Origin of the sequence: Mycobacterium sp. URHB0044 (genome assembly GCF_000620625.1) — a bacterium.
GTDB lineage: Bacteria > Actinomycetota > Actinomycetes > Mycobacteriales > Mycobacteriaceae > Mycobacterium.
This window is the reverse complement of sequence record NZ_JIAW01000009.1, coordinates 239,707-266,596: the sequence shown is the minus strand read 5'-3', so window position 1 is coordinate 266,596 and position 26,890 is coordinate 239,707. Positions and strand designations below refer to the sequence as shown.

General features: G+C 65.8%; 27 protein-coding genes. 13 read left to right on the top strand and 14 right to left on the bottom strand.

The annotated features are described in order from the left end of the window. Positions 1-85 precede the first annotated feature (85 nt). Together N536_RS0120085 and N536_RS0120080 are read right to left on the bottom strand one after the other, a co-directional pair. Positions 86-643, bottom strand: a complete 558-nt coding sequence (locus N536_RS0120085) for an NADH-quinone oxidoreductase subunit B family protein (protein ID WP_029113741.1) — start codon at positions 641-643, stop codon at positions 86-88. Between the two features lie 5 nt (positions 644-648). Further along, entirely contained in the window at positions 649-1,011 is a 363-nt protein-coding gene (locus N536_RS0120080; RefSeq protein ID WP_029115250.1) for an NADH-quinone oxidoreductase subunit A, read from the bottom strand. Between the two features lie 130 nt (positions 1,012-1,141). Here N536_RS0120080 and N536_RS0120075 point away from each other — a divergent pair, with 130 nt between their 5' ends. After that, complete coding sequence (locus N536_RS0120075) at positions 1,142-1,561, top strand: chemotaxis protein CheY (protein ID WP_029115249.1); 420 nt, start codon at positions 1,142-1,144, stop codon at positions 1,559-1,561. 14 nt (positions 1,562-1,575) lie between these two features. Here N536_RS0120075 and usfY read toward each other — a convergent pair whose 3' ends face one another. From usfY to N536_RS0120050, 5 genes are all read right to left on the bottom strand, one after another. After that, the gene (gene usfY, locus N536_RS0120070) at positions 1,576-1,875 is read right to left on the bottom strand and encodes a protein UsfY (RefSeq protein WP_029115248.1); all 300 of its coding nucleotides are present in this window, start codon (positions 1,873-1,875) and stop codon (positions 1,576-1,578) included. Between the two features lie 84 nt (positions 1,876-1,959). Further along, entirely contained in the window at positions 1,960-2,823 is an 864-nt protein-coding gene (locus N536_RS0120065; RefSeq protein WP_231514587.1) for a LysR family transcriptional regulator, read from the bottom strand. 14 nt (positions 2,824-2,837) lie between these two features. Next, positions 2,838-3,839, bottom strand: a complete 1,002-nt coding sequence (gene cbbX / locus N536_RS0120060; RefSeq protein ID WP_029115247.1) for a CbbX protein — start codon at positions 3,837-3,839, stop codon at positions 2,838-2,840. 129 nt (positions 3,840-3,968) lie between these two features. Beyond that, entirely contained in the window at positions 3,969-5,204 is a 1,236-nt protein-coding gene (locus tag N536_RS0120055; protein ID WP_231514582.1) for a GAF domain-containing sensor histidine kinase, read from the bottom strand. Further along, the gene (locus N536_RS0120050; protein WP_036436992.1) at positions 5,201-5,869 is read right to left on the bottom strand and encodes a response regulator transcription factor; all 669 of its coding nucleotides are present in this window, start codon (positions 5,867-5,869) and stop codon (positions 5,201-5,203) included. Before N536_RS0120050 ends, N536_RS0120055 begins: the two co-directional genes overlap by 4 nt. 139 nt (positions 5,870-6,008) lie before the next feature. On the opposite strand from N536_RS0120050, the gene rpe reads away from it, so the two are divergent. The 4 genes from rpe to N536_RS38965 are packed head-to-tail and all read left to right on the top strand — an operon-like array spanning position 6,009 to position 10,458. Further along, entirely contained in the window at positions 6,009-6,695 is a 687-nt protein-coding gene (gene rpe, locus N536_RS0120045; protein WP_029115244.1) for a ribulose-phosphate 3-epimerase, read from the top strand. Then, on the top strand, positions 6,692-8,710 hold the full coding sequence (gene tkt / locus N536_RS0120040) for a transketolase (protein WP_029115243.1): 2,019 nt from the start codon (positions 6,692-6,694) through the stop codon (positions 8,708-8,710). The genes rpe and tkt overlap by 4 nt, the downstream gene beginning before the upstream one ends. 24 nt (positions 8,711-8,734) lie before the next feature. Continuing rightward, complete coding sequence (locus N536_RS0120035; protein WP_029115242.1) at positions 8,735-9,676, top strand: phosphoribulokinase; 942 nt, start codon at positions 8,735-8,737, stop codon at positions 9,674-9,676. Positions 9,677-9,687: 11 nt separating this feature from the next. Further along, complete coding sequence (locus tag N536_RS38965) at positions 9,688-10,458, top strand: HAD-IA family hydrolase (RefSeq protein WP_081809291.1); 771 nt, start codon at positions 9,688-9,690, stop codon at positions 10,456-10,458. Positions 10,459-10,472: 14 nt separating this feature from the next. Here N536_RS38965 and N536_RS0120025 read toward each other — a convergent pair whose 3' ends face one another. Next, complete coding sequence (locus tag N536_RS0120025) at positions 10,473-11,510, bottom strand: LacI family DNA-binding transcriptional regulator (RefSeq protein WP_029115241.1); 1,038 nt, start codon at positions 11,508-11,510, stop codon at positions 10,473-10,475. 122 nt (positions 11,511-11,632) lie between these two features. On the opposite strand from N536_RS0120025, the gene N536_RS0120020 reads away from it, so the two are divergent. From N536_RS0120020 to N536_RS0120005, 4 genes are read left to right on the top strand one after another with little or no spacing between them, the layout of a single operon-like run. Further along, positions 11,633-13,048: a sugar porter family MFS transporter gene (locus tag N536_RS0120020; protein ID WP_029115240.1), complete on the top strand. Its 1,416-nt coding sequence runs from the start codon at positions 11,633-11,635 to the stop codon at positions 13,046-13,048. A gap of 27 nt (positions 13,049-13,075) precedes the next feature. Beyond that, positions 13,076-13,981 carry a sugar phosphate isomerase/epimerase gene (locus tag N536_RS0120015; protein ID WP_029115239.1) on the top strand — a complete coding sequence of 302 codons (906 nt, stop codon included), beginning with the start codon at positions 13,076-13,078 and terminating at the stop codon, positions 13,979-13,981. Between the two features lie 13 nt (positions 13,982-13,994). After that, positions 13,995-14,993 carry a sugar phosphate isomerase/epimerase gene (locus N536_RS0120010; RefSeq protein WP_029115238.1) on the top strand — a complete coding sequence of 333 codons (999 nt, stop codon included), beginning with the start codon at positions 13,995-13,997 and terminating at the stop codon, positions 14,991-14,993. 32 nt (positions 14,994-15,025) lie between these two features. Continuing rightward, a complete protein-coding gene (locus N536_RS0120005) occupies positions 15,026-15,898 on the top strand; it encodes a sugar phosphate isomerase/epimerase (protein WP_029115237.1) in 873 nt (290 codons plus the stop codon). Between the two features lie 10 nt (positions 15,899-15,908). Here N536_RS0120005 and N536_RS0120000 read toward each other — a convergent pair whose 3' ends face one another. The 3 genes from N536_RS0120000 to N536_RS0119990 form a co-directional block, all read right to left on the bottom strand. Next, positions 15,909-17,420 carry a carboxyl transferase domain-containing protein gene (locus N536_RS0120000; protein ID WP_029115236.1) on the bottom strand — a complete coding sequence of 504 codons (1,512 nt, stop codon included), beginning with the start codon at positions 17,418-17,420 and terminating at the stop codon, positions 15,909-15,911. Continuing rightward, positions 17,417-18,622, bottom strand: coding sequence for a CaiB/BaiF CoA-transferase family protein (locus N536_RS0119995; protein WP_029115235.1), 1,206 nt, complete (start codon positions 18,620-18,622; stop codon positions 17,417-17,419). The genes N536_RS0120000 and N536_RS0119995 overlap by 4 nt, the downstream gene beginning before the upstream one ends. 196 nt (positions 18,623-18,818) lie before the next feature. Continuing rightward, entirely contained in the window at positions 18,819-20,186 is a 1,368-nt protein-coding gene (locus N536_RS0119990; RefSeq protein WP_029115234.1) for an SLC13 family permease, read from the bottom strand. 156 nt (positions 20,187-20,342) lie between these two features. Between N536_RS0119990 and N536_RS0119985 the strand changes: the two genes are divergently transcribed. Beyond that, positions 20,343-21,038: a FadR/GntR family transcriptional regulator gene (locus N536_RS0119985; protein ID WP_029115233.1), complete on the top strand. Its 696-nt coding sequence runs from the start codon at positions 20,343-20,345 to the stop codon at positions 21,036-21,038. 37 nt (positions 21,039-21,075) lie between these two features. Further along, a complete protein-coding gene (locus tag N536_RS0119980; protein WP_029115232.1) occupies positions 21,076-22,494 on the top strand; it encodes an SDR family NAD(P)-dependent oxidoreductase in 1,419 nt (472 codons plus the stop codon). 5 nt (positions 22,495-22,499) lie between these two features. Here the strand turns inward: N536_RS0119980 and N536_RS0119975 are convergent, their stop codons facing one another. Beyond that, complete coding sequence (locus N536_RS0119975; protein ID WP_036436990.1) at positions 22,500-23,465, bottom strand: FAD-dependent oxidoreductase; 966 nt, start codon at positions 23,463-23,465, stop codon at positions 22,500-22,502. Between the two features lie 39 nt (positions 23,466-23,504). Between N536_RS0119975 and N536_RS0119970 the strand changes: the two genes are divergently transcribed. Next, positions 23,505-23,861, top strand: coding sequence for a hypothetical protein (locus tag N536_RS0119970; protein ID WP_029115230.1), 357 nt, complete (start codon positions 23,505-23,507; stop codon positions 23,859-23,861). A 6-nt stretch (positions 23,862-23,867) separates the two neighbouring features. Here the strand turns inward: N536_RS0119970 and N536_RS0119965 are convergent, their stop codons facing one another. Together N536_RS0119965 and panD are read right to left on the bottom strand one after the other, a co-directional pair. After that, the gene (locus tag N536_RS0119965; protein WP_029115229.1) at positions 23,868-25,211 is read right to left on the bottom strand and encodes a lysine N(6)-hydroxylase/L-ornithine N(5)-oxygenase family protein; all 1,344 of its coding nucleotides are present in this window, start codon (positions 25,209-25,211) and stop codon (positions 23,868-23,870) included. Next, positions 25,208-25,615, bottom strand: a complete 408-nt coding sequence (panD, locus tag N536_RS0119960) for an aspartate 1-decarboxylase (RefSeq protein ID WP_029115228.1) — start codon at positions 25,613-25,615, stop codon at positions 25,208-25,210. The genes N536_RS0119965 and panD overlap by 4 nt, the downstream gene beginning before the upstream one ends. A gap of 389 nt (positions 25,616-26,004) precedes the next feature. On the opposite strand from panD, the gene N536_RS0119955 reads away from it, so the two are divergent. Next, complete coding sequence (locus N536_RS0119955; RefSeq protein WP_231514581.1) at positions 26,005-26,868, top strand: ABC transporter substrate-binding protein; 864 nt, start codon at positions 26,005-26,007, stop codon at positions 26,866-26,868. Positions 26,869-26,890 lie beyond the last annotated feature (22 nt).

Sequence of the window (26,890 nt, the reverse complement as noted above, 5' to 3'; positions counted from 1 at the left end):
CCGGTGATCCCGAAGCTGCCGCGCCGCACCCCGATCACCTCCGAATCCGGTGACGCCGCAGCAGCGTTGGTGGTGTCGTCCTCGGTCATTTGCGGAGCAGTCCGGTGAACTCGATGGTCGGCCGCGATGCGAGTGCCGCGGCTTCGGCGGCGGCGATGGCCTCGGTGCGGTTGACGCCCAACGGCATTTCGGCGATCTTGTCGTGCAGTTTGAGGATGGCGTTGAGCAGCATCTCCGGTCGGGGTGGGCAGCCGGGCAGGTAGATGTCGACCGGGACGACGTGATCGACGCCTTGCACGATGGCGTAGTTGTTGAACATGCCGCCCGAGGAGGCGCAGACCCCCATCGCCAGAACCCATTTCGGTTCGGCCATCTGGTCATACACCTGCCGCAGCACCGGGGCCATCTTCTGGCTGACACGGCCCGCCACGATCATCAGATCGGCTTGGCGCGGGGTGGCGGAGAAGCGTTCCATGCCGAAGCGGGCGATGTCGAAACGCGGTCCGGCGGTGGCCATCATCTCGATGGCACAACACGCCAATCCGAACGTGGCCGGCCACAACGACCCCTTGCGCACGTAGCCGGCGACCTTCTCCACCGTCGACAACAAGATGCCACCGGGCAACTGCTCCTCGAGACCCATCTAGATCAATCCCAACTCAATCCGCCGCGCCGCCATACATACGCGTAGGCGACGAAGACCGTCAGCATGAACAGCAGCATCTCCACCACCGCGAACAAACCCAATGAATCGAACGCCACCGCCCACGGATACAAGAAGACGATCTCGATGTCGAACACGATGAACAACATCGCCGTCAGGTAGTACTTCACCGGAAACCGGCTACCCGCCGTCTGCTGCGGATCGAGCGCATCGATACCGCACTCATACGCGTCCAGCTTTGCGCGGTTGTAGCGCCGCGGTCCGATCAGTACCGACGTCACGACGGAGCCCACCGCGAACACAGCTGCGACTCCCGCAAGTGCGAAGATCGGCGTATACGCGTTCAACGGTCTGCCCTCTCGTGTTCGGCCCGGGATCCTCTACGTTGACGAACGCGACGGCCAGTCAGCACCCCAACTTGGGGGAGGCGTAAGGGGATTCACCCGCGCGAGTCAGATCGCTACCATTCGGCGGGTGATGCGAGATTCGAGCCGAGCCAGTTTCTACGCCCCGCTACGGGTCGTGGTGTACAGCAGCAACGCCGGTGTCCGGCAGCAAGTGCAGCAGGCACTGGGCCGGATGCCGGACAGCCGCACGCCGCCACTTGACTTCGTCCACACGGCGACTCCGGCGGCGGTCCTTCGAGAGCTGACGTCAAGCGCCGTTGACATCGTCGTGCTCGACGGAGAGGCCGCGCCCTACGGCGGGCTCGGCTTGGCGAAGCAGCTGAAAGACGAACTGCTGCAATGCCCGCCGACGGTGGTCATCACCGCTCGGCCCGATGACGCATGGTTGGCGCGATGGTCGAAGGCCGACGTGGTGCTCACCCATCCCATTGATCCGATCGTCTTCAGGGAGGCACTGGTGCCCCTGCTCCGCGGGCGACTGGTCGTGTAGCAACGCGAGGACGTTCACCGTTCCTCTTGGCGGGCGGCACGTTCAGCCATCCACAGCCCTTCGATGCGCAGCACCCGATGGTGTTCGACCACCAGCCATGCGACGCCACCGGCAATCGCGAGGGCGCCACCAACCGCCGTGACCGGCACCCACTCGTGGCGTGAGTACGCCGCCGAAGCCACGCAGGCGATGAGCGAGATGACACCCAATACGATTGACGCCACCCCTGGCCAGCAATAGATGTCGATGAAGGATTCACCTGCATGCGGGTGGGTGGTGCGGAAATGATCGGTCGGATCGTGTGTGTCCGCCATGTTTCCTCCTCAGTAGTCCTACCTGAAGAGCTAATCCGGCTCTGGCGGCGGTCCATCCCCCTCTTGGGTGGCTGGCGGGGTGGCTCAATCAGCGCAGCGCCAGCCGAGCTCACGGTGGGCGAGCAGATGGGCAATCAGCAGCTCTGTCGATCCGGTGCTGGGTGACTGCGTCACGATGTGCCACGGCCGGTCGAGCGGAGTTGTGATGACGGGTAGTTCTACCAACGCACCCGCATCCAATTCACGACGCACCGCCTGACGGGAAACCAACGTCACTCCGAGCCCCGCCACCGCGGCGGCCACGACCGCGCCGTGTGACCCGAGCACCATTTGAGGAGGCGAGACTTGGAGTTCTTCGAGGAGCGTCGTCGTCGTGGCGCGGGTTCCCGAACCCGATTCGCGCAGCAGCCAGGTCGCTTGTGCCGGGTCGAATCGACGCTCGGCTTCCGGGGGGCCGACCACCACCAACGTGTTGGGGCTGACGGCTCGCACCAGGACTTGATCGAGGTCGGCGGGTGGGCGCCCGGCGACCACGACATCGGCCTCGTGATCGGCCAGCATCGGCCAAATCGACCTCCTGGAAGCAACTTCCAGCTTGCAGTCCACCCCAGGGTATTTGGCGGTGAACGATGCCAATAGCGAGGGAAGCAACAGTTCACCGGCGGTCGTCACCGCGGCGAGGCGGATGGAACCATGCTCGGGATCGACTTCTCCGTTGGCTGCCAGGATGGCCTCGTGGTGAAGCCCCAAGATCTTTCGGGCGTACTCGACATAACGCTGCCCCGCTGGAGTCAAGCGGACGCCGCGGCCGTGTCGGTCGATAAGCGGGACGCCGACCTCCCTGCTGAGGCTGCCGAGCGCCGACGAGATCGCTGATTCCGTGACCACCAACCGCTCGGCCGCCCCACGGACCGAGCCGGTGTCCGCGACTTCGACGAGCGCCCGCAGCCGGGCATTGGTGGTCAGCGTGCGTCCATTGCCGGGACCTCGTCGAACACCCGACTCGCGAGCAGATCCGCGGCCTCGATCGTGGTCAATGACATGAGATCGACGTGCTGATCGGTGTTGTCGACCAGTCGTCGCGCATGGCGCAGGCGCGCTCGCTCCATCGCGTTTCGCACGCTGCGCGCATTGGCGAACCATGGTTGTTCCATTCGCCGGTGCAGATATTCGCGCAGAGCGCCGCTGCCATCCGGCGACAACGTGTAGCCGAGCTGGTTGGTCATCAATGCTGCTATTCGCTCGAGTTCCTCCACCGTGTAGTCGGGGAACGGAATGTGATGCGCTATGCGGCTTTGCATCCCGGGATTCGCCGAGAAGAAGTGGTCCATCTTGTCGGCGTAGCCGGCGAGGATGACGACGAGGTCGTCCCGGTTGTTCTCCATTACCTGAAGCAGGATCTCGATCGCTTCGGCACCGTAGTCGCGTTCGTTCTCGGACTTGTACAGGTAGTACGCCTCGTCGATGAACAAGACGCCGCCCATCGCCCGTTTGATCACTTCCTTCGCCTTCGGTGCGGTGTGCCCGATGTACTCGCCGACGAGATCGTCGCGGGTGACGCTGACGAGATGGCCGCGGCGGAGATATCCGAGTTTGTAGAGCAGGTCGGCCATTCGCAGTGCCACGGTCGTCTTGCCCGTGCCGGGATTGCCGGTGAAGCACATGTGCAGCGTCGGTTGGGGAGCGGTGATTCCGTAACGTGCTCGCATGCGGTCGACGAGCAGCAGCGCGGCGATCTCGGCGACACGGGACTTGACCGGCGCGAGCCCGACGAGCTCGGTGTCGAGTTTGGCCAAGACCTCATCCACGCCGGCGTCGCGCCGGGCCGCGGCGAGGTCGACGACGGCGTCCGGCGCCAACACCGGCTCGGGCTCGCCCGGCGCGGCCACGAGCTGTGGCCCAGAGTCCTTGCCTGGCGTGAAACTAAAGGAGCGGCGGGTTGTTTCCGGGGTCTGCTGCGTCATGACCGACGAACCGTCGAAGTGCCGCTTCTGTCTCCCATGGCGTCGATGCTGCCAGCCCATGATCAACATGTCCATTGAGAATCAGGCGCTGACTCTTAAGTGATTGGTTGATCGACGGGAGTGCACCGTCTAGTCGCGGGCCGGTGGAAGCGGAATGACCGCTGTGACGGAGGTGCCCGATCCGACCCGAGATCGGATGTTGAGACGTCCGCCGACGAGTTCGGCGCGTTCCGACATCGAGAGCAACCCGTAGCCTCGGGATTCATGACTACCGAGCGGATGGTCGTGCAGGTTGAATCCGACGCCGTCGTCGACGATTTCGAGCCGGGCGGTGTCGTCGTAGACGGAGAAGACCATCCGGGCCACCGTCGCACTTGCGTGCTTGACGACGTTCTGCAGGCACTCCTGGGCAATCCGGTAGAGGGCGATCTCGACGTGCTCGGGCAGGCGTGTGTCGGCGAGGTCGACCTCCAAGTGGATCTGTGGGATCGAACGGGCAAGGCTGGCAAGGCCACCCGCTAGGCCGAGGTCGTCGAGCACCGGTGGCCGTAGTCCGCCGATCGCTGCGCGCGCCTCCTGCAGTGTCAGGTCGATCAGTTCACGCGCGGCCGCCAGCTGCACCGACGCTTCGGTGGCGTCGTCACCAACCGCACGTGCCGCAGCATCGAGGCGGTACGACAGCGTGATCAACCGCTGCGATATCCCGTCGTGAATGTCCCCGGCAAGCCGTCGCCGTTCGAGCTCCTGGGCTTCGATGACCTGCTCGACGAAGTTCTCGTGCGCACGTTCACGTCCAACCAGCTGGCGATGCAGCCTGGCTTGATGCAGCGCGCCTGCGATGAGCCGCCCGATCACCAACAACAGCTCGACGTCACCGGGAGTGAACTCCCGACGGTCGATCGTGTGCACGGTCAGTTCGCCGACCAAGCCACCGGGGTCGGTCTCCATCGGCACCGAAACCATGGACGTGAAACCCGAATCGCGCAGTGTTTCGATGGGAACGTACCGAGCGTCCGATTCCTTGTTCTCGATGATCACCACGGGCTCCCGATGGCTGGCAACCCAGCCCGAGATTCCCGATCCCAAGGGGAGACGGACCCGGCCGATCTCGCGGTCGTACGGCGGCGTCGCACCCGCGAGTGTCAGCGAGCGGTCGCCGTCGTCGAGTACGTGAACGAAACAGACGTCGGCTCCGGTGGCGTCGGTGATCATCCGGGCCGCCGCGGCTGCGAGCGGCTCGACACCAGGACCGCTCGACGCCGCCTGAATCAACTCACGCAGCAGCGCCAGCTCACGGTCGGCCTCGACCAGGTCGCGCACGGCGTTCGTCCGCTCGGTTCGGCCGACGGCCGCGGTGCCGCTCACTGGTAGATGCCTTCCCGCAGGGCGGTCGCCACGGCGCTGGTCCGGTCGCTCACCCCGAGCTTGCGGTAGATCGACCGCAAGTGGCTCTTGACGGTCTCATCACCGATCACCAGCCGGCCTGCGATGCCGCGATTGGACAGACCGGTCACCATGTACGAGAGGATTTCGCTTTCACGCTGCGTCAATCCCTGGCGGGCGCCCGGCCAGAACTCGTCGCGCTGCAGGCGTGATGCCGTGTCCACCGCGCGTGCCGCCAGGCCCGAATCGATCGCGCTTTCGCCGCCGCGCACCAGCTCGAGCTGGCGAACCAGATCGTCGCTACTGATGCTCTTCAGCAGGTAACCGGATGCGCCGACACGCATGGCCTGAAACAGGTATTGCTCGTCGTCATACACCGACAACATCACGACCTTGCGGTCTGGATTACGTTGCCGTAGAGCGAGACACAGGTCGAGCCCACTCGAGCCCTGCATGCGGACGTCGCACAGCACCACGTCGGGATCGAGGCTGTCGACCACACTGATCGCGCGATCGACACCCACGGCCTGTCCAACCACACGGACCTTGCTGCCGAAGCCCGCGAGCATCGCCTTGAGACCTTCGATGACCATCTCGTGGTCATCCACCAACACGAGCCGCACCGGGCCCGTGACCGTCGTCACCATTTGCACACCATAGAGCCGAACTTCCGGACAACGGCGTGATTTTCCCTCTCACCCCCAGAGATAACCCCCGCTATCCCCCGCTCAGGGGGAACGGGCCTCGTGGCGGCTCCCTAACATCGCTGCCAACCAAGGAGGTTGGATGGAAACGTGCGTGCCGACGCTTGTCGCTTCAGTTCTGCCTGCCGACTACTCGCAATTGGGCGAGGAAGTTCGGCAGCTCGAGAAGGCGGGAGTCGACCGCATCCAGTGGGACGTGATGGACGGACGATTCGTCCCCAACCTCACGTTCGGGCCGGACGTCATCGCCGACAGTCGCCCCCACGTGTCGATGGGATTCGAAGCGCATCTGATGGTCGAAGACCCGGACCCGATGCTGCCACGATGGGTGGAAGCCGGTTGCGAGATCGTCATCGTCCACGCCGAATCCACCCGGCATCTGCACCGGACCCTGTGCAGCATCAGAGATCTCGGCGCGCGGGCCGGGGTGGCACTGAACCCGTCAACGCCGCTGGAAGCGGTCACCAATGTGCTGCACCTCGTCGACCTACTGCTAGTCATGACGGTGAATCCGGGTTTCGGTGGTCAGCAGTATCTGGCGGAGATGGAACACAAGATCGCCGCTGCGCGCAGTGAAATCGACCGCCGCGGTCTCGACATCGAGCTCGAGGTGGACGGTGGAATCGCAGGCGCGACGATCGGCGCGGCAGCGCGTGCAGGTGCGGACGTCTTCTGTGCTGGCTCTGCGCTTTTCACCGGTGCCAGCACCATGGCCGACCGCACTGCGGCGCTGCGGAGCGCCGCCATCGCAGGAATGGAGGCCCGGTGAGCACCGCGGCGAGCAAGACCGATGGCACCGACGTGCTGACCGCCGAAGTCGACCGACAGGCGATCACCACACTGCGATTCCTGGCCGCAGACGCCGTGCAATCGGCCAATAGCGGACACCCCGGGCTTCCGCTCGGGGCAGCACCCCTGGCATGGGTGCTGTGGTCGCGACATCTTCGCCACGACCCGGCTGATCCGCGCTGGCCCGACAGGGATCGGTTCGTCCTGTCCGCCGGCCATGGCTCCGCGCTGTTGTACGCGTTGCTGCACGTCTTCGGTTACGACCTGTCCCTCGACGACCTCGGCAAGTTCCGCCAACTCGGTTCGCGCACACCAGGACATCCTGAGTTCGGCATGACACCCGGTGTCGAAACCACGACCGGTCCGCTCGGACAGGGGCTGGCCAACGCGGTGGGAATGGCCCTGGCCGAGCGCATGCTTGCGGCGCGCTGCAACGACGGCGCACACAGCGTCGTCGACCACCGCACCTGGGTGCTGGCCGGTGACGGCGACCTGATGGAGGGCATCAGCCACGAGGCGGCCTCACTCGCCGGGCGGCTCGGGCTTGGCCGCCTGACCGTCATATTCGACGACAACAACGTCACGATCGATGGCCCGGCAGACGTGAGCTGTGGGGACGACGCGCTGAAGCGGTTCGCGGCATACGGCTGGCACACGCTTTCCGTCGAGGACGGCAACGACGTCGACGCGATCGACGAGGCGCTGACTCAAGCGCGGGCGGTCGAGTCGGCACCCACCTTCATCAAGTTGCGGACGACGATTGGTTACGGTGCACCCGGATTCGAGGGAACGTCGAAGGTCCACGGCAGTCCGTTGGGCGCCGACACCATCGCCACCATGCGCGCCAACTTCGGCTGGCCGTCGAAGGCGTTCCACGTGCCCGACGAACTGAGGGCGGTCACGGCAGCCCTTGCTGCGAACGGCGCAGCGGCGCGGGCTGATTGGATTCGCTCCTACGCCGGCTGGACGGCCGATCACCCAGGACTGGCCCTGGACTTCCCGCTCAACCAGGTGCCGCCCGCACCCGACACCGGTGTGCTTGCGCCGCTCATCGACGCGGTTGCGCCGCCGTCCACGGCGACGCGGCAGGCGTCGGGCGCAGCCCTCGTCGCACTTGCGGCGGAATATCGCGCTCTCGTCGGCGGATCGGCCGACCTCGCGGCGTCGACGAACACCGCGATACCGGGTGGTGACATAGCGGCAGATGACTACGCCGGACGGACCATTCACTTCGGCATCCGTGAGCACGGGATGGCCGCAGTCATGAACGGCATCTCACTGCACGGCGGCCTCCGGCCCTTCGGCAGCACGTTTTTGATCTTCTCCGATTACCTACGTCCCGCACTGCGGTTGTCCGCCCTCATGGGGCAACCCGTGATTTACGTGTTCACACATGATTCCGTGTATGTCGGTGAGGACGGTCCGACGCACCAGCCGATCGAACAGGTCGAGTCGCTGCGCTTGATCCCGGGTGTGACGGTGCTCCGGCCCGCTGACGCCGCGGAGACGGCGCTGGCGTGGGAGATCGCCTCGCAGAACCTATCCGGTCCGACGGCATTGGTGCTCACTCGGCAGGGCCTCCCAGCACTAGGTGGAGCTCTTACCGACGTCCGCGACCGCGGATTCCGCGTCGTTCGCGGTGCTGCGGCCGGCGGGGATGTCGTGCTGGCAGCGAGTGGTTCGGAGGTTTCGCTCGCATTGGACGCCGCTGACCTGTTGGCGGGTCGAGGTGTGGATGCCATCGTCATCTCGGTCATGTGGCGAGAACGCCTGCAGGAGACGTTATCCCGTGACCGCAGCGTGCTACCCGACGTTCCCGTCGTGTGGACGGAGGCTGGCGTAACCACCGGTTGGTCCGCAATCGCGCGTGATCGCGACGAAGTCGTGGGTCTGAATCGGTTCGGCGAAAGCGGGCCGGGGGCCGAGGTCGCCGCACACCTTGGCCTGACGTCGACCGCGATCGCCAACGCCGCCGTCATCGCGGTCGGCAAGTAGCCGGCGGCGAGGGAGTGGGCTGACTTGCCCGACAAGAGCATTCGAATCGGCCGGGCCGCCGGGGAGCGCCGCCGTCCGGTCATGTTGGCCGTCGCCGGTGGCAATGCGGCGGGCAAGACGACCCTCACCTCCGGTGTGGTCGAGGCCTTGGGGCCGGGCCGCTGTGTGTCGGTGTCCACTGACGACTATCAGCGGTTCGACCGTGTGGAGCGGCAGGGCAAGTCCTTTACTCCGCTGCATCCGGACTGCAGTTACATTCCGATCCTCGAACAGCACCTGCAGTTGCTCGCGATCGGTCAACCGGTGCTCAAGCCGGTCTACGATCACTCGAGCGGGTGCCGGGCGCGTCCAGAGCTCATCGAGCCCAACGATTACGTCATCGTGCACGGCGTCTTGCCGTTGCACACCAAGTTGGCGCGTGCGTGCTTCGACGTCACCGTCTTCCTCGATACGCCGGAAGTCGTCAGGCGCGAGTGGAGGATGCAGCGTGACGTTGCCGTCCGCGGATACGGACGCGATCAGGTTGCCGCCGAATTGGAAGCCGGCGAAGGCGAATACCTCACCTTCGTGCAGCCGCAACGAGCACATGCCGACATCGTCGTCGAATTCGGCCCGATCCCGTCACGTGACGATCCACCCGGTACCCCGCTCTCGGCTGAGGTGTTGCTGCGTCCGACGATTCACCAGCCGGATCTGTCCGAAATCCTGCGGCGGGAATCAACTCGAACCGCTCACCTTCGCCTCGCCCGCGACACCGACGGCAGGCCTGTCGACAGCCTGCACATCCACGGTTACGCCGCAACGGAGGAGAACACGTCCGCCGAGAAGATCCTGTGGCGTGAACTGGGAGACCCGGCCATCGACGAGCCCGACTGTCTCGGAGTGATCGCCGCTGGCACCCGAAGCACGCCGCTGGCCATCATCCAGATGATTCTCTTGCACCACCTGTTGCGTGGACCGAGATAGGGGAGGAGCACATGTCTTCGAGGTGGGAGGGGCAGTCAGCGGGTAGCACCGGTCCGGTGTTGGCTGCGGTGATCTTCGACGTGGACGGCACACTGGCGGAGACCGAGCGCGACGGTCACCGGCCGGCGTTCAACGAGGCGTTTGCGATTCACGGCCTCGAAATCACGTGGAATGCAGACGAGTATGGGCGGCTACTCGAGATCGCGGGAGGTCAGCGTCGAATCGCGGCCCATTTGCGCGAGCGCGGATTCGGCGATGCGTCAGACGATTTGGCTGCCGACGTCCATCGGACGAAGACAGAGTTGTTCCGTGACCGGGTGCTTGCGGGCGACCTGATGCCGCGGCCTGGTCTGCGCTCTCTGTTGACGAGCCTGGCCGACGACGGCATTCGCATCGCGATCGCGACCACGGGCCGGCGGGCGTGGGTGGAACCGCTGCTGAGTCAGATTCTGGATAGGGGAATCGTCGAGACCGTCGTTACTGGGGACGACGTCAGCCGATTGAAGCCCGATCCGGAGGTCTACCTGCGCGCGCTCGACGAGTTGGGTCTCTCGCCGACGAACGCGCTGGCGGTGGAGGATTCGCAGATCGGTCTGCACGCTGCCAACGCGGCCGGGCTGGCGACGATCGTCGTACCCAACGGCTACACCGCGGATCAGGACTTCACCGGGGCGGCGATGGTGCGGGCCGGATTCGACGGTGTCGAGCCCCTCGTCGCCGCAACGTGCCGACGGCTTCTTCGGCAGTGGTGGTCGGTCCGGAGGCCGGAATCGCCGAATTGAGGAGTGCGCGTCGCCTACGCACTCCGTGGTTTCGCCGTGGTTCCGCGGACCACCAGCTTGGGCTCGAGCACGACGTCCGTCGGGCCGCGGCGCTTCTCCTCGAGCATTTCGACCGCCAGTTGCACGGCGTGCCGGGCCAGTCCCGCTGCGTCCTGATGGACGGTGGTGAGGTCGATGCGGGGGTTGTCGGACAACCGGCTGTCGTCGTAACCGATCAACGACAGCTGGCCGGGCACGTCGACGCCCGCGCGGGTGAACACGTCGAGTAGTCCCAGTGCGCAGCGGTCGTTGCCGGCCAGGACGGCCGTCGGCAGTTCACGTTCGGCGAGCATGGCGCGGGCCGCGGCGGCTCCCGCTTGCTCATTGTGTGCTCCGGCAATGACTTTCGCGTGCTCGGTGAGGCCCACGCTGCGCATCGCCGCGCGGTAGGCGCGGCGCCGGTCGGCCGACCCTGGGTCATCGCCACCGTCCACGTGATGGATGTCGCGGTGGCCGAGCTCGACGAGGTAGTGGACTGCCTCCCGCATTCCCTTGGCGTCGTTGGTGCGCACGGTCGCGAGATGTGATCCGGCGCCCTCCGCGTCGACCGGCAGCCGGCGCCCGACGACCACCACGGGGACGCGCGTCGCGAGACTGCGCAGGTAGTCGGTGTCGGATCCGGGCCCCAGCAGAATGAGGCAACCACAGCGATGGCTGAGCAGTGCCTCGATGGGCACCGACTCTTCGCGGTCCGTCAGATTGGCGGACAACAGCACCTGGTATCCACCACCTTCGGCCGCGGGGTAGATCTCGGTGACGAGTTCGGCCTGAAAGAGTTGGCGCACGTCCATCAGCACGCCGAGCGTGCGGCTGCGACCCAGTGCCAGTAGTCGAGCCGCCGAGTCGGGTCGGTACCCGATCTCGTCGGCGATCGCCAATACCCGCTGCCGGGTGCTGTCGCTGGCTCCTGGCTTGCCGTCGAGGATGAACGACACCAGTGTCCGCGAAACGCCTGCGCGAGCTGCGACGTCGGCCATGGTCGGTCGGCGAGAGCTCGATACGCCCGGTGTCATCGCCTCCTCCTCTCCGGATGTGATGGTTGACACATCACAGCCTTGCACCCATAGTAGCTCTAACGCGCGTAACTAACGCGCGTTAGATCGCAACTCGGCTACGTTCCGAAACGAGGTTCACCATGCCGTCAACACCGGTCCCCTCAGGGGCGTCGTCAGGCCGCTTCCTGACCAGACTCACCGTCATCGCGACGCTGGGCGGTCTGCTGTTCGGCTATGACACCGGCGTCATCTCCGGTGCATTGCTCTACATGAAGGACGACCTGGGGCTGTCCGCGTTCGGTGAGGCGACGGTGGTCAGCTCGCTGCTCTTCCCGGGCGCGGCCTTCGGTGCGTTGTTCGGTGGACGCGTTGCGGACCGGGTCGGGCGCAAGGGCACTCTGCTGCTGTGCGCGGGGCTCTTCTTGCTCGGCGCCCTGGGCTGTGCGCTGGCACCCAACGTTCAGATCATGGTCGCGGCCCGCATCATCTTGGGGCTGGGTGTCGGCGCCGCCGCGGTCACCTGCCCGCTGTACCTGGCCGAGATGGCGCCGGCGGATCGGCGCGGGCGGATGGTGACGATCAACGAGTTGATGATCGTGACGGGCCAGATGCTCGCATTCGCCATGAACGCCCTGCTCGACCACTTCATCCGGGACCCGCACGTGTGGCGCACCATGCTCGCGGTGGCGGCGGTTCCGGCCATCGCGTTGCTGCTCGGCATGCTCGTCCTGCCGGACTCACCCCGCTGGTACGGCGTCAAGGGCCGGATGGTCGAGGCCCGAAAGGTCTTGGCGCTGAGTCGCACTCCGCAGGAGGCGGACGCCGAGTACGCCTTGATCGTCGAGCACACCGCTCACATGCTCAAGACGACGACCACACCGTTCTCGGTGATCCGCGACGTCCCCTGGATCAGGCAGATCGTGCTGATCGGTTGCGGCCTGGCGATCGTGCAGCAGGCCACCGGCATCAACACCGTCAACTATTACGCACCAACGATTCTCGAGCAGAGCGGGCTTGGCGTCAGTGCCTCGCTGGTCGCCACCATCGCCGTCGGGGTGACGTCCGTGGTGACCACCATCATCGGCATCGTCCTGCTCGGCTTCGTCGGCAGGCGGACCATGCTGCTGATCGGATTCGCGGGCGTCGCGGCATCTCAAGCCTTCCTCGCCGCGGCCTTCCTGCTCCCCGAATCCACCATGCGCAGTTACGTGATCCTCGGGTGCATGATGGCATTCGTGGCCTTCGTGCAGATGTTCATCGGCACCTGCGTATGGCTGCTGCTCTCGGAGATCTTCCCGCTGAGCATCCGCGGTTTCGCCATGGGCATCGCCGTCTTCGTGTTGTGGTGCACCAATGCCATCATCTCGTTCCTCTTCCCCGTGCTGAACTCGGCACTGGGCTCGACGGGTACCTTCGCGCTGTTCGTCGCGGTCAACATCGGATCGTGGATCTTCGTGCGGCGATTCGTCCCCGAAACCAAGGGCACGACGCTCGAAGAACTCGAGGAACGCTTCGAGGAACATGGCACGGCCCCGATCCCGACCGTTGCCGCCTGACCCAACCCCACTACTGAAAGCACTGACATGAGCACCATCCTCGTTGGCACGGCACCCGACTCCTGGGGAGTCTGGTTCCCCGACGACCCGCAGCAGACGCCGTACACCCGCTTCCTCGACGAGGTCGCCGAGGCGGGCTACGAGTGGATCGAATTGGGGCCCTACGGCTATCTGCCCACCGACCCGACGCAGCTGTCCGACGAACTGGCCGCTCGCAACCTGAAGTTGTCGGCCGGCACCGTGTTCGAGCACTTGCACCGGGACGATGCCTGGGATGCGGTGTGGAAGCAGATCGAAGACGTCGCGAAGCTGACCGCCGCGGCGGGCGGCAAGCACGTCGTCGTCATCCCCGAGATGTGGCGCGACCCGGCCACGGGGGCCGTTCTCGAGGACCGCGCCCTCACCACCGAGCAGTGGCGCAAGAAGACGCACGGTGTGAACGAACTCGGCAAGGCGATGTACGAGAAGTACGGCGTGCGTGCGCAATACCACCCGCATGCCGACAGTCACGTCGACACCGAAGACAACGTGTACCGCTTCCTCGACGGAACCGACACCGAGTTCGTGAATCTCTGCCTGGACACCGGCCACATCTCCTACTGCGGGGGAGACAACCTCGCCATCATCCAACGAGCCCCCGAACGCATCGGTTATCTGCACCTCAAACAGGTCGACCCCGACGTGCGCGCCAAAGTCGAAGCCGAAGATCTCCCGTTCGGGGAGGCCGTGCGCCTCGGCGCGATGACCGAACCGCCGCGCGGAATCCCCGACATGCCACCGCTTCTGGCCGCCGTGGAGAAGCTCGGCATCGACGTGTTCGCGATCGTCGAACAGGACATGTACCCCTGCAATCCCGACAACCCGCTGCCGATCGCCCAGCGCACCCGCCGCTACCTCGGCTCCTGCGGGGTGCCGTCGGTCCGATTCAGTTAACGGACTGCGTGCGATGAAACTTGGCGTCTACACCGCCATCCTGCACGACAGGCCACTGCGCGAGGCGTTGGAGGTCATCTCCTCGTTGGGCTTGACCGGTGCCGAGATCAACGCCGGCGGCTTCCTGGCTACACCGCACCTGCCCGTGGACGAGTTCCTGTCCGGAGCGGTCACGCCCGCGGAGTATCTCGCGACGTTCGACGGCACGGGGGTGTCGATCAGCGGGCTCAACTGCAACGGCAACCCGCTGCACCCCGATCCCGAGGTCGGCCCCGAGGACGCCGAGGATCTACGCAAGGCCATCCGCGTCGCAGGCCTGCTCGGCGTCGATCGCGTGGTGACGATGTCGGGTCTGCCCCAGGCGCACCCCGGCGGACGATGGCCGGCATGGCACGTCAACACCTGGGACTCGGGCTATCTCGACTCCCTCGACTACCAGTGGAACGAGGTCGCCCTGCCGTACTGGAGCGAGGTCGATGCACTGGCGCGCGAAACCGGCGTGCAGGTCGCCATCGAGATGCACCCGCAGAACCTCGTGTTCAACCCACCCACGCTGCGACGGCTCGTCGAACGGATCGGTGCCACCAATGTCGGCGCCGAGATGGACCCGTCGCACCTGTTCTGGCAGGGCATCGACCCGATCGCCGCGATCGAGTGGTTGGGCCCGCTGGTGTTCCACGCCGCCGCCAAGGACACCAGGATCAACGAGAACTGCAAGATCTACGGTGTCCTCGACGAGCGGTTCTCCCGAATCCCGCTGAGCGAGAATCCCACCGGGCTCGGCGGACGGCACGTCGTGAACAGATGGCCCGAGGACTCGGCGTGGGACTTCGTCGCGGTGGGACGTGGCCACGACACCGAGTTCTGGGCACGATTCCTGCAGGCGCTCGAGCGCGTCGATCCGAACATGGCGGTCAACATCGAGCACGAAGACGCCGAACTCGGCCAACTCGAAGGGCTGCAGGTCGCCGCCGAGACCCTGAAAGCAGCCAACTTCGCTCCCGTCAGCTGAATGTCTCACCGACAGAATGGAAAACGATGACGATGAAGATCGCGCTCGACCCAACGCCCTTTCATCACGACCATGACCTACTCGAATTCCCGCGCGTAGTCGCCGATCTCGGCTACGACTACCTGCAGTTGACCCCGCATCGGGACTTCATTCCGTTCTTCAACCACCCCCGCGCCGACGATGACCTGGTGGCCAAGTTCCGCAAGGCCTGTTCGGATGCCGGTGTCGGCATTGCCTCGGTGCTGCCGGTGCTGCGGTGGTCGGGTCCCGACGAGGATGCCCGGGAAGCCGCGGTACGCAACTGGAAACGCGTCATCCAGATCACCGTCGACCTTGGCGTCAACGTCATCAACACCGAATTCTCCGGGCGCCCCGAACGGGCCGAGGAGTCCGAGCGCGCGTTCTTCCGGTCGATGGAGGAGCTGTTGCCGATCTTCGAACGCGAAGGCCTCGACGTGCGGATCGACCCGCATCCCGATGACTTCGTCGAAGACGGCCTGGAAGCGGTGCGCATCATTCGCGGGGTGAACTCGCCGAACATCGGCATGGTCTACGTCGCCTGTCACACCTTCCACATGGGCGCCAACATGACCGAGATCATGAAGGCCGCCGGTGACAAGCTGCGGCTGGTCCACGTCGCCGACACCATGGACCACCACCGCAGCCACGGCCTGCGCTACATCACCAACCCGCCCGGCAACCCGGCACGGGTCCACCAGCACCTCAAAGTCGGCGACGGCGACGTCGACTGGGACGAATTCTTCTCCGGCCTCGCGGGCATCGGCTTCTACGACCGGCCCGACACAGTCATGGTGTCCTCGGTCTTCGCCGAAGACGAGAACGCTCAGGACGTTTCGCGCTACCAGCTGGCCACCATGACCGAGTACGTCGCCAAGTACCGCTGAGGCCGTAGCACTAGCCGGCGACTGCCAGCGCAGGATTCCCCTGGCCGATCCTGTCGAATCGCCGAGCGCGCTCGGCGAGCCGGCGCCGGTGGTCGACGGTGCCGAGCGCTGCGAGTTCTTCGCGGAGTACGGCGCCGGCGCGCAGGCAGAACGACTCGGGTTCGATTGAAGCGTCGGGATATTCGGGGATGATGCGGTCGACGATGCCGTGGCTGAGAAGATCGGCGGACCGGACTCCCTGCCTGGTCGCCATGTCCGCTGCGTGCTCCGTGTCGTGGTGCAGGATTGCGCTGGCCCCCTCGGGAGGAAGGGGAGAAAGCCAGCCATGGCGTGCGGTGAGAATGCGATCGGCAGGCACCAGCGCGAGGGCTCCACCACCGGTGCCCTGGCCGAGAATCAGCGAGATGGTCGGGACTTCGAGCGTGACCATTTCGGCGATGCACCTGGCGATTTCGCCGGCCAATCCACCTTCCTCGGCTTCCCGTGACAACGCCGCGCCTGCGGTGTCGATGACGGTGACCAGAGGAAGATCCAGTTCGGCGGCCAGTCGCATGCCGCGGCGGCATTGCCGGAGCGCGCCAGGTCCCAGCGGCGCCTCCGGTGTTTGGCCGTGCCGGTCTTGACCGAGCAGCACGCACGGCTCGCCGCCGAATCGTGTGAGCGCCAACACCAACCCTGGCTCGTTCTCGCCTTGCCCGGTTCCATTGAGCGCCAACACGTCCGCTGCTGCGTGATGGAGAAGCTGGCGAATACCTGGCCGCTCGGGATGGCGCGAGGCCAGCACCGAATCCCATGCCGGGGTATCCACCGAAGACGAGGCAACGGGAGCCGGCGGGGGCATCGGACGAGGCGGACGCGCGACGATGGACAGAGCACGGTCCACCATGCCGGCAAGCTCGGGGAGGGGCGTCACCGCGTCGATCAGTCCGCAGTCGTAGAGGTTTTCGGAGGTCTGCACACCCGTGGGAAACGGTTCGCCATAGAGTGCCTCGTACACCCGCGGGCCCAAGAAGCCGATCAACGCGCCCGGTTCGGCGAACGTGACGTGCCCGAGCGACCCCCACGACGCGAACACGCCGCCGGTCGTCGGGTGGCGCAAGTAGACGAGGTAGGGCAGACGTGCCGCCTTGTGACGGGTGACGGCCGCCGTGATCCGCACCATCTGCAGGAACGCCCGCGTGCCTTCCTGCATGCGGGTGCCGCCCGAGGTCGGCAGGGCCAGCAAGGGAAGCCGCTCGGCGGTGGCCCGGCGGATCGCTTCGGTGAGCCGATGGCCGGCGGCCAGGCCAATCGATCCGCCGAGAAAGCCGAACTCACAGACGACCATCGCTACCCGGTGGCCACGTATCGTCGCCGCGCCGGTGATCACCGATTCGTCGAGGCCCGTCTTGGTTCGCGCGCATGAAAGTTCGTCGGCGTAGTCGGGGCTTGCCTCCACGTCGGGCAGCGCGCCGTCCCACGACGTCCACGAACCGGGGTCGATGACGGCCGCGATCACCTGATGAGCGTCCGGGCGCGTCATCGGTGATCCACCCGCAACGCGGCGAGCAAGTCGTTGTCGGCGCCGAGTACCGGGGGAGCGGTGTGTGATCGACGCGTCACTTCGGCACCGTCGGCGTCGAAGAACCGCAACGGCGGACCGGGCAGCGTGATGGACCCCAGCGTGTCGTGATCGACGTCGATCAGGAGGCCTTGCGACTTGGTCTGCTCCCACTCGTAGACCTCGCGGATGGAGCGAATCCGCCCGGCAGGCACGCCGATTCGGTCGAGTTTTGCCAGCAGTTCGTCAGTTGTGTACAGCGCGAACGCGTGTTGCACCATCTCCCTGACGCGCTTGGCGTTGGCAACGCGCTGAGGGTTGGTTCGCATCCCCGGCGTCCGAGGATCGAAGTCGAAGCCCTCGCAGAACCGTTTCCACAGACCCTCGCTGCCGACCGAGATCTGAACGGCGCCGTCTGCGGTGTCGAACATTCCGTACGGGCAGATTGACGGATGGTGATTACCCGTCGCCTCGCCGACCTCGCCCGCAACGGTCCACTTGGTGCCCTGAAACGCATGGACGCCGACCACCGCGGCGAGCAACGAGGATCGCACCACCTGACCGCGACCGGTTCGCTCGCGTTCCTGTAGCGCCGCAACCACACCGAAGGCGCCGTACATGCCGGCCAGCAGATCGGCGATTGGCACCCCGACACGCTGCACATCGGTTGGAGCAGGGCCGGTTACGGACATCAGCCCCGCCTCGCCCTGCGCGATCTGGTCGTATCCGGCGCGGCCGGCTTCGGGACCGTCATGACCGAAGCCACTGATGGACAACATCACCAGCCGGGGATTTACCTCGGCGAGGCGCTGTTGCGAAAAGCCAAGGCGGTCGAGCACTCCCGGCCGAAAGTTCTCCATCAGCACGTCCGCCCGGCGGATCAGCGCCCACAGCGCGGTCTTGCCGTCTTCATCCTTGAGGTCGAGGGTCACCGACTTCTTGTTCCGATTGGCGCAGAGGAAGTACGTGGATTCCGGCTCGCCGTTGGAGTTTTCGACGAACGGTGGCCCCCAGCCGCGGGTGTCGTCCCCGCCGTCGGGGTTCTCCACCTTGACCACCTCGGCACCGAGATCGCCGAGCATCATCGCGGCGTGTGGGCCGGCGAGGGCCCGGGTCAAGTCGATGACGACGAGGCCGTCGAGAGGTCCGGCGGACTGTGTGGGAGTTGGGGTGTGCGATGTCATGGAGGACCACCTTCGGCCTAGTGACTGAGTGAGCTAGTGGACTAGCCAATTCAGAAAACCATGCGCTGACCTGCGATGTCAACCCGAGTCATCTAAGAACTGCGTGAGAGCGAGACGCCGAAAACGCAAGCGGCGTAGGCCTGCTGGTTCAGCAGGCCTACGCCGCAATTGCGAGCCGATCGAGTGGCTGTGACTTCTACAGCCAGCCCGGCAGCACGAGTACGGCCCACGCGATCAGTGGACCGATCGCGACGACCAGGCCGCTGTACTTGAGGATCTGTTTGTAGAACCGCTCTCGGTCCTCGCCTTGGACGTTGGCGAGCACCAGTGCGCCGTTGGTGGAGAATGGGCAGACGTCGACGATCGTCGATGAAATCGCCAGCGCGACAACTACTCCGATGGGGCTCACCTCGCCGGCCAGGAGCAGCGGAACGGCCAAGGGGATGGTGGCGCCCAGGATGGCGGTCGATGATGCGAAGGCCGATACGATGCCGCCGACGTAGCACAGCAGGAGCGCGACGAGCAGTGGCATACCGAGCTTCGCGACGCCGTTGCCGACCCAGTCGACGCTTCCGGCTTCTTGCAGGACGCCGACGAACGTCAACACGCCGCCGATCAAAAGCACTGTCGACCAACTGATTTGCGACACGGCGCCCTTCTGCGCCTTGGGTGAGGCGAGTGCCAGTACGGCGGCGACCGTCATCGACACGAATCCAACGTCGAGATCGAGGATGAGCGAGAACACCGCCAGTGCGCCGAGCCCGATCAGGGTGAGTACCTGGTCGTAGGTGACCGACTTCGTCGGCACCGGCTCGACGATGACGCGTGGCTCGGTATCGGTCGCGGCCAGGGTCGCCGTACCACCCGTGCCGGTGCCCGACGGCGCCACGCCGCCGCCAACGCCGTCGCTCGGGCTGCCGCCGTCGATCGCGTCGCCGTGATCGTCATGCACGGTGCGGCCGATCAGCGACCGCCCACCGAGGAAGATGAAGAGCAACACGCCAATGCCGATGTTGAAGAACATGCTGCCCAGGAACAGCGCAACCGGGCTGTTCAACAGGTGAGCCTTGGCCACGATGTTGTTGACGGTGACGCCGTAGACGCTGATGGGCGAGAAGCCACCGGCTTGCGCGCCGTGGATCACCATCATGCCCATCAGGAGCGCGTTGATCTTGTACTGCCTGGCGAAGCCCAGCGCGATCGGCGCGATGATCGCGACGGCCGCGGGGCCGAGCGCCCCCATCGCGGTCAGTACTCCCGTAATCCCGAACATCACCCACGGGATGAACGCCACCCGCCCGCGCACCATCCGCACGGCCCCTCGCACCATCAGGTCGACGGTGCCGTTGTTCTGCGCGATCGCGAAGAGATAGGTGACGCCGACGAGCGTCAGGAACAGCTCACTGGGGAAGCCGGCGATGATGTCGTCGGACTTCATCCCGACGGCGAGCGTGCCCACCAGGAATGCGGCGACGAAGCCGAGCGTGCCCATGTTGATCGGCAGCAGCGTGGCGGCGACGAACATCGCAATCAGGGCCAGTATCGGTATTAATTCGAGTGGCATCGGGATCTCCGGAGTGTTGTAGGTTCACTGACCCAGTGGAGCATTGGCCTAGCCAGTAAAGCAGTGAGGGCTGTCACTGTCAATCAACAATGTGATCACGCTTACCTGAGGTATGCAGGGTGTCTGGGTATGGTGGAACGGAGAGTAGGTGAGTCAGTGGCTGAGCAACTCAGGCCCGTTACGCGGCCCCGGCTGTACGAGGTGATCGTCGAGCAACTCTGCGCGTACATCGCCGACAACGAGATGACCGCGGGCGACCGCCTGCCCGCCGAACGTGATCTGGCGGGAAAACTCGGGGTCAGCCGGGCGTCGTTGAGTCAGGCTCTGGTGGCGCTCGAAGTGCAAGGAGTGTTGTCGGTACGCCACGGCGACGGTGCCATCTTGGTGCGGCGCCCCACCGAGGAGCGCGCGGTCAAGGCGTTGCGTGAACACGCCGACCGGATTCCCGACATCATCGAGGCCCGCGAAGCGCTGGAAGTGAAACTGGCGAGCCTCGCGGCCGTACGGCGCAGCGACGCGGAGATGGCCGCCATCGACGCCGCGATCGCCAAGATGGAGTCCGAGATCGAAGCGGGTGACCGCGGCGTCGTGGGCGACGAGATGTTCCACGAGGCGATGACCACTGCCGCCCATTCGTCGCTGCTGGCCAAGTTGATGCACGAGATCTCCGAGCTGGTAAAGGAAACCCGCATCGAGTCGCTGTCGCAGGAACACCGCCCGCGGGCGTCGCTCGAAGGCCACCGACGGATTGCCGAGGCCGTCCGCAAGCAGGATCCAGAAGAGGCATCGGCGGCGATGGCCGACCACATCCGGTTGGTATCGGACGTCGCATTGCTGCGCGCCGAGTCGTGAATTCGGTCAGATCGGGCGGGATCGCCATACTTCCAAGGTGACCGCGATCGATCCGGAGAAGCTCAGTACCTGCATGCAGGTGCTGAGCGAGATAGAGGCATTGCCTCCCGAGCACCCTGATGCCGTGGCAGTGCGCCGGGCCACGGCGGGCCTGTGGAAGTCGGTCAAGCAGGCTCGGCGCCACGCCAAGCGGGATGCGGTCGCCGCCGCTGACCGCGCCGTCACTGCGGCCACCGCCACCGGCGCGCCCGGCCGCATCGACGACGAGACGCAGGGCTTGCCGCTGGTGTCGACCACGGTTGGGGCGTCCGCGGGCACGTTGCTGCGTGCGCGGGCCTGCTACACGTGCAAGAACCGCTACACGGTGGTCGACGCCTTCTACCACCAGCTTTGCCCGGACTGCGCCACGCTCAACCGGTCCAAGCGCGACGCCCGCACCGACCTCACCGGCCGCAGCGCCCTGCTGACGGGCGGGCGCGCCAAGATCGGCATGTACATCGCGCTGCGGCTGCTTCGCGACGGCGCGCACACCACCATCACCACCCGCTTCCCGAACGACGCCGTCCGCCGTTTCGCGGCCATGCCGGACAGCGCCGACTGGTTGCACCGGCTGCGCGTGGTGGGCATCGACCTCCGCGATCCGGCCCAGGTCGTCGCGCTCGCAGACACCGTGGCCGAGCATGGCCCGCTCGACATCCTGATCAACAATGCGGCTCAGACGGTGCGCCGCTCGCCCGGCTCCTATGCGGCGCTCGTCGAAGCGGAGCGCATCCCGCCGGCCGAACTCGTCGACGTGATCACGTTCGACCACGTCAGCGACGCCCACCCCGCCGCGCTCGCAGGCAGCCTCGCCGAGCAGCAGACACCACACGCGGTGACCGAGCTCGCCCTCGTCGCCCGCAGTGCAAGCCCGGACCGGATCGCCGCAGGCACCGCCATCGACGCGGGCGGCCTACTTCCCGACACCGCTTCGGTGAACAGTTGGACCCAGCGGGTCCACGAAGTCGACGCGATGGAACTGCTCGAGGTGCAGCTGTGCAACCAAACCGCGCCGTTCATCCTGGTGAGCAGGCTGCGCGCGGCGATGGCGGCATCGACGGCCCGTCGTACGTACGTCGTGAACGTCTCGGCGATGGAGGGCCAGTTCGCCCGCGCCTACAAGGGCGCCGGCCACCCGCACACCAACATGGCGAAGGCCGCGCTGAACATGCTCACCCGCACCAGCGCCGGCGAAATGCTGGAGAGCGACGGCATCCTGATGACGGCCGTCGACACCGGCTGGATCACCGATGAGCGCCCGCACCCGACCAAGATGCGGCTCGCCGAGGAGGGTTTCCACGCCCCGCTCGATCTCGTCGACGGCGCCGCGCGCGTCTACGACCCGATCGTCCGCGGCGAGGCCGGCGAGGATCTGTACGGCTGCTTCCTCAAGGACTACGCGCCGAGCAATTGGTAGCGGAATCACCGGCCTCGGTCTTCGATTAGTGCGACGACCTCGCGGGCGCATCCCCAACTCAACGTGATGCCCGCGCCGCCGTGCCCGTAGTTGTGGACGACCCGCGCACCGGAACCGAGCGGCTCGTCCTCCTCGAGCCGGACGGTCGGGCGGCCGGGTCGCAATCCGACGACGTGCTCGAGCACGTGAGCGTCGCGCAGTGCGGGTACCAGATCACGGCAGCGTTCGACGATCGCGGCGCCAACGGCCGGATCGACCGCCGTATCCCACTGTCCCTCGTCCAGGGTGCCGCCCAGGATGCAGTCGTCCGCCCGCGGGTGAACGTATGCGCGGCCGCCGGGGTGCAGTTCGTCGCGGACCGACACCGTCAAACCGGGATTGCTCACCCGAACGATCTGACCGCGGACCGGGTACAGCGTCGAGTCGCCGACCAGTTCCCGCGCACCCAAACCGGTGCAGTTCACGACGACGTCGGCGTCGTCTGCCACCTCGTCGAGTGACCGAAGGTGCCGCTGAGTGGATTCGCCTCCGAGCTCTAGGATTCGAGCGTCGAGCCACGGCAGGTAGCGCGGCATCTCCGCCAGTGGTACGGCGAAACGCAGGCCGTATCGATAGCCGGGGGGAAGCTCATCCGGTTCGGCGGGGCGCACGCCGTCCACCGCCGCGGTCCACGCCGGTTCGCCAGGGGGCTCGCGGTAGAGCCCGAGCGACTCGCGCATGACGACGCCCGGCACGCCTGCCGCCACGTGGTCGGCGAGCACGCGGAAGGTGTCGGCGCCCCAACCCGACACCCGTTCCCACGGTCCGACATGCGTCGGGAACCACACCGCCGCCGCTAGTGCCGACGTGGTGGCGCCACTTGGCTCGGCGGCCACCACGCGAACCTCGTGCCCGGCCTCGAGCAGCGCGATGGCGGACGTCAATCCGGTTATGCCGGAGCCGACGACGACGACCTGCAGTGCGTTGGCCATGACGGAACGCTACGCCTGAGGCGCTGCGACAATGAACCGATGGCGACGTACGACCTCAATGAACCGGCCGTGGTGTGGGCGCGCAAGTTGATCGACTCACGGCAGTACGTGCTCGACAGCGACTGGGGCGAAGTGCAGCCGCGTGCCGACGCCCAGAACGCGTATCTCGAATCGCACGACTGGGACGACTACGCGCGCTGGCATCTGGGCTTGACCAAGGGCGCGAAGGATCACACCAAGGCGCGATATGCCTTCGTGTACGGCGACTTTCGCCGGATCCACCGCGCCGGGCTGATCGCGTGCGTGTACCGGGCGTCGGAGTGGCGGCACAAGGCCGTCGAACTCGCGGCGCACGACCTGCTGCAGCTGCTCGACGCGGCAGCAGGAATCGAATAGCGGGGGTCAGCCGGCAGCGCTGCCGACCGGGCTGAGCCGGTGGGCTCTGTCCGACTCCGAGATCGACTGGAGAATCTCGGCGCTGCGCACCGCGATGTTCGACAACAGAGACGACGTCAGACCGTGGGTGTGCTCGGTATTGCCCTGAATGAAGAGCCCGCCGCCCGTCCGCGATGACGTAGCGAGACGGTAGTCGCGCGAAACCACGGGCCTGCCACGCTCATCCGTCACGATGTCGTCGCAGAGGTCGCCGAGGATCCCGCGCAACGGAGCGGGCAAGAACCCGGTGGCGTAGATGACCGCGTCGCAATCGATGTGGTCGATCGCCCCGGTGGGGTGATGCAGGATGCTCACCCGCACACCGTCCTCGTCCTCCTCGGTTGTGACGATGCTCGAGGCGCCGCGCAGGAACAGGCGCCGGTTGCCTGCCACTCGTTCGGCGTACTCGCGGGCATACAGGTCTTCGATCAGTGGAAGGTCGACGGCCGAGTAGTTGGTGCTGCGGTGGTAATTGATGAGCTGTTGGCGCACACCGGGATCGGCCGAGTAGAAGTCGTCGACGGCGTCGGGGTCGAACACGCGGTTCGCAAACGGGCTGTCGTCGGCCGGGCTGTACCCGTACTTGGCGAAGACACCGTGAACTTCGACCGATGGCGACATGTCGTGCAGGTAGGCGGCGACCTCGGCGGCGCTCTGCCCGGCGCCCACGACGACGAACCGGTCGTGGCGGCGCGACGGCAGTCGCTCCAGGTCGTGCAGGAAGCCATGATTGTGGACCTGGCGGGCCGAACGCGTGACGCCGGGCGGCAGTTGCGGCGATAGACCACCGGCGATGACGACGTTGCGGGCGCGAAGCCGACCGGCGTGTGTGCCGGTGACATCGACCTCGAACGCGCCACCGACGTTGCGGATGGCGGTCACGCGGGAGCCGTAGCGGACCGTGGCGTCGACCTTGTCGGCCGCCCAGGCCAGATAGTCGTGGAATTCGAGTCGGGTCGGGAAGAACGTCTTGTAGTTGATGAACTCGGTGAGTCGGCCGCGTTCGGTGAGGTAGCTCAGGAAGGTGAACTCGCTCTGCGGATTGCGTTGCGTGACGAGGTCTTTGAGGAACGAGATCTGCATGGTGGCGCCGGGGATCAGCATCCCGGTGTGCCAGCCGAATTCGGGCTTCATCTCGACGAACTCTGCTGTCACCGGCGCGGTGACGTGAGGCTGGTCGTTGTGCTCCTCGACCGCGACGGCCAACGCGAGATTGGACGGCCCGAACCCGACCCCGACGAGGTCCAGCACCGGCTCATGGCCGTTGGCCGCCGGGGCGTCGACTGCGAGAACGTGATCTACGGACATCATGCGCCTGCCATCTGGTTGACGGCGCCAGGCACCGGCTGAGAGGGGTCGGACCCCAACGCCACGATTCGATTGTCCGAGTCGACGTGTACAACCTTGGTCCGATGCATGCCGAGTTCGGCTTCGTCGAGCTGTAGGAACGACATGATGATGACAAGATTTCCCGGCGAGATGAGGTGTGCTGCAGCGCCATTGATGCCAATCACGCCCGAGCTGGCGGCACCGGTGATGGCGTAGGTGACGAGTCGCGCCCCCGTGGTGATGTCGACGACGTGTACCTGCTCGCCCTCGACGATGCCCGCCGAGCCCATCAAGTCGGCATCGATGGTGATCGATCCGACGTAGTGCAGGTCGGCCTGGGTCACCGTCGCCCGGTGAATCTTGCCTCCGAGCAGTGTCCGCTGCATCCTCGCCTCTCTCGCCACGTCCAACGTGACGGCAATCCATGAACTTCGCAGAATTAAACTAAGGCTAACCTATATCCGATCGAATGCAATGCCCACGGTCCGCGGCGGGGGTTTTGCCCACGGGTGTCGAAGTGATTGCGACGCAGCATCTTCCCGCACGGCCGCCACTGCCGGCCCCGGATAGGAGTCGCGCCGGGAAGCTGAACTATGTTATGCAAGCCTAAGCTAATCTGCCTCTGGCATTGACGACAAGTGAAGGGAATCTGCGCGTGAAGCTGCAACATCGGAGGTGGCACCGCGCTGCGGTGGCGGTAGCGGCCGTCGTCCTGGCGGTCGGGTCTTTCACTGCATGCGGTACTTCGGAAAAGACCGCCCCTGAAGCGGCGACGGTGACCATCAGTCACAAGTTCGGCGAGACCAAGGTGCCGGAGAATCCGAGCCGTGTCGTCACCGTCGGCTGGACCGATCAGGACTTCGTGCTTCCGCTGGGAGTCGTTCCCGTCAGCACCCGGTCGTTCTTCGACTCCTACAACAACTTTCCGTGGGTCAAGACGGCCACTGACGGCAAGGGCGTGACCACGTGGGGCGGAGAGGACTCGATCGACTTCGAGGCGATCGCCGCGCAGAAGCCAGATCTGATTCTCGCGATCTACGAGACGATCGACAAGGAAACCTACGATCGGTTGTCGAAGATCGCGCCGACGGTGGTTCAGTCCGCGGACTACGCCGACGAGGAAACGCCGTGGAACGTCCAGTTGCTCACCACGGGCAAGGCGCTGGGCAAGGAAGCCGAGGCCCAAGAGCTCGTGGACAAGGTCCAGAGTCGGATCGACGTGGCACGCAAGGCGAATCCGGAATTCGAGGGCAAGACACTGGTGGTCGACTTCGGCCCGGAGAACGGTGGACACTACCTGCTGCCGGAGAAGGACCCACGCCGCGCGCTGTTCACCGCACTGGGATTCAAGACTCAGGATGTCGACGGCGACGTCAGCGAGGAGAAGCTGGCATTGCTCGACAAGGACGTGCTGTTCGTCAACGGCGCCACCAAGGAGCAGATGCTTGCCTCGCCGGCATTCGCCCGCCTCGGGGTGGTTCGCGACGACCGCACGCTCTACACGACGTTCGACTCCAACCTCAGCGGTGCACTGACCTATAGCGGACCCGACGCGCTGCTCTACGCACTCGACGTGCTGACCCCACAACTGGCCAATGCGCTCAACGGTCGGCCGGTGGCCGACCTGGCGAACGCCTGACGCACCACGCTTTTCGGCCGAG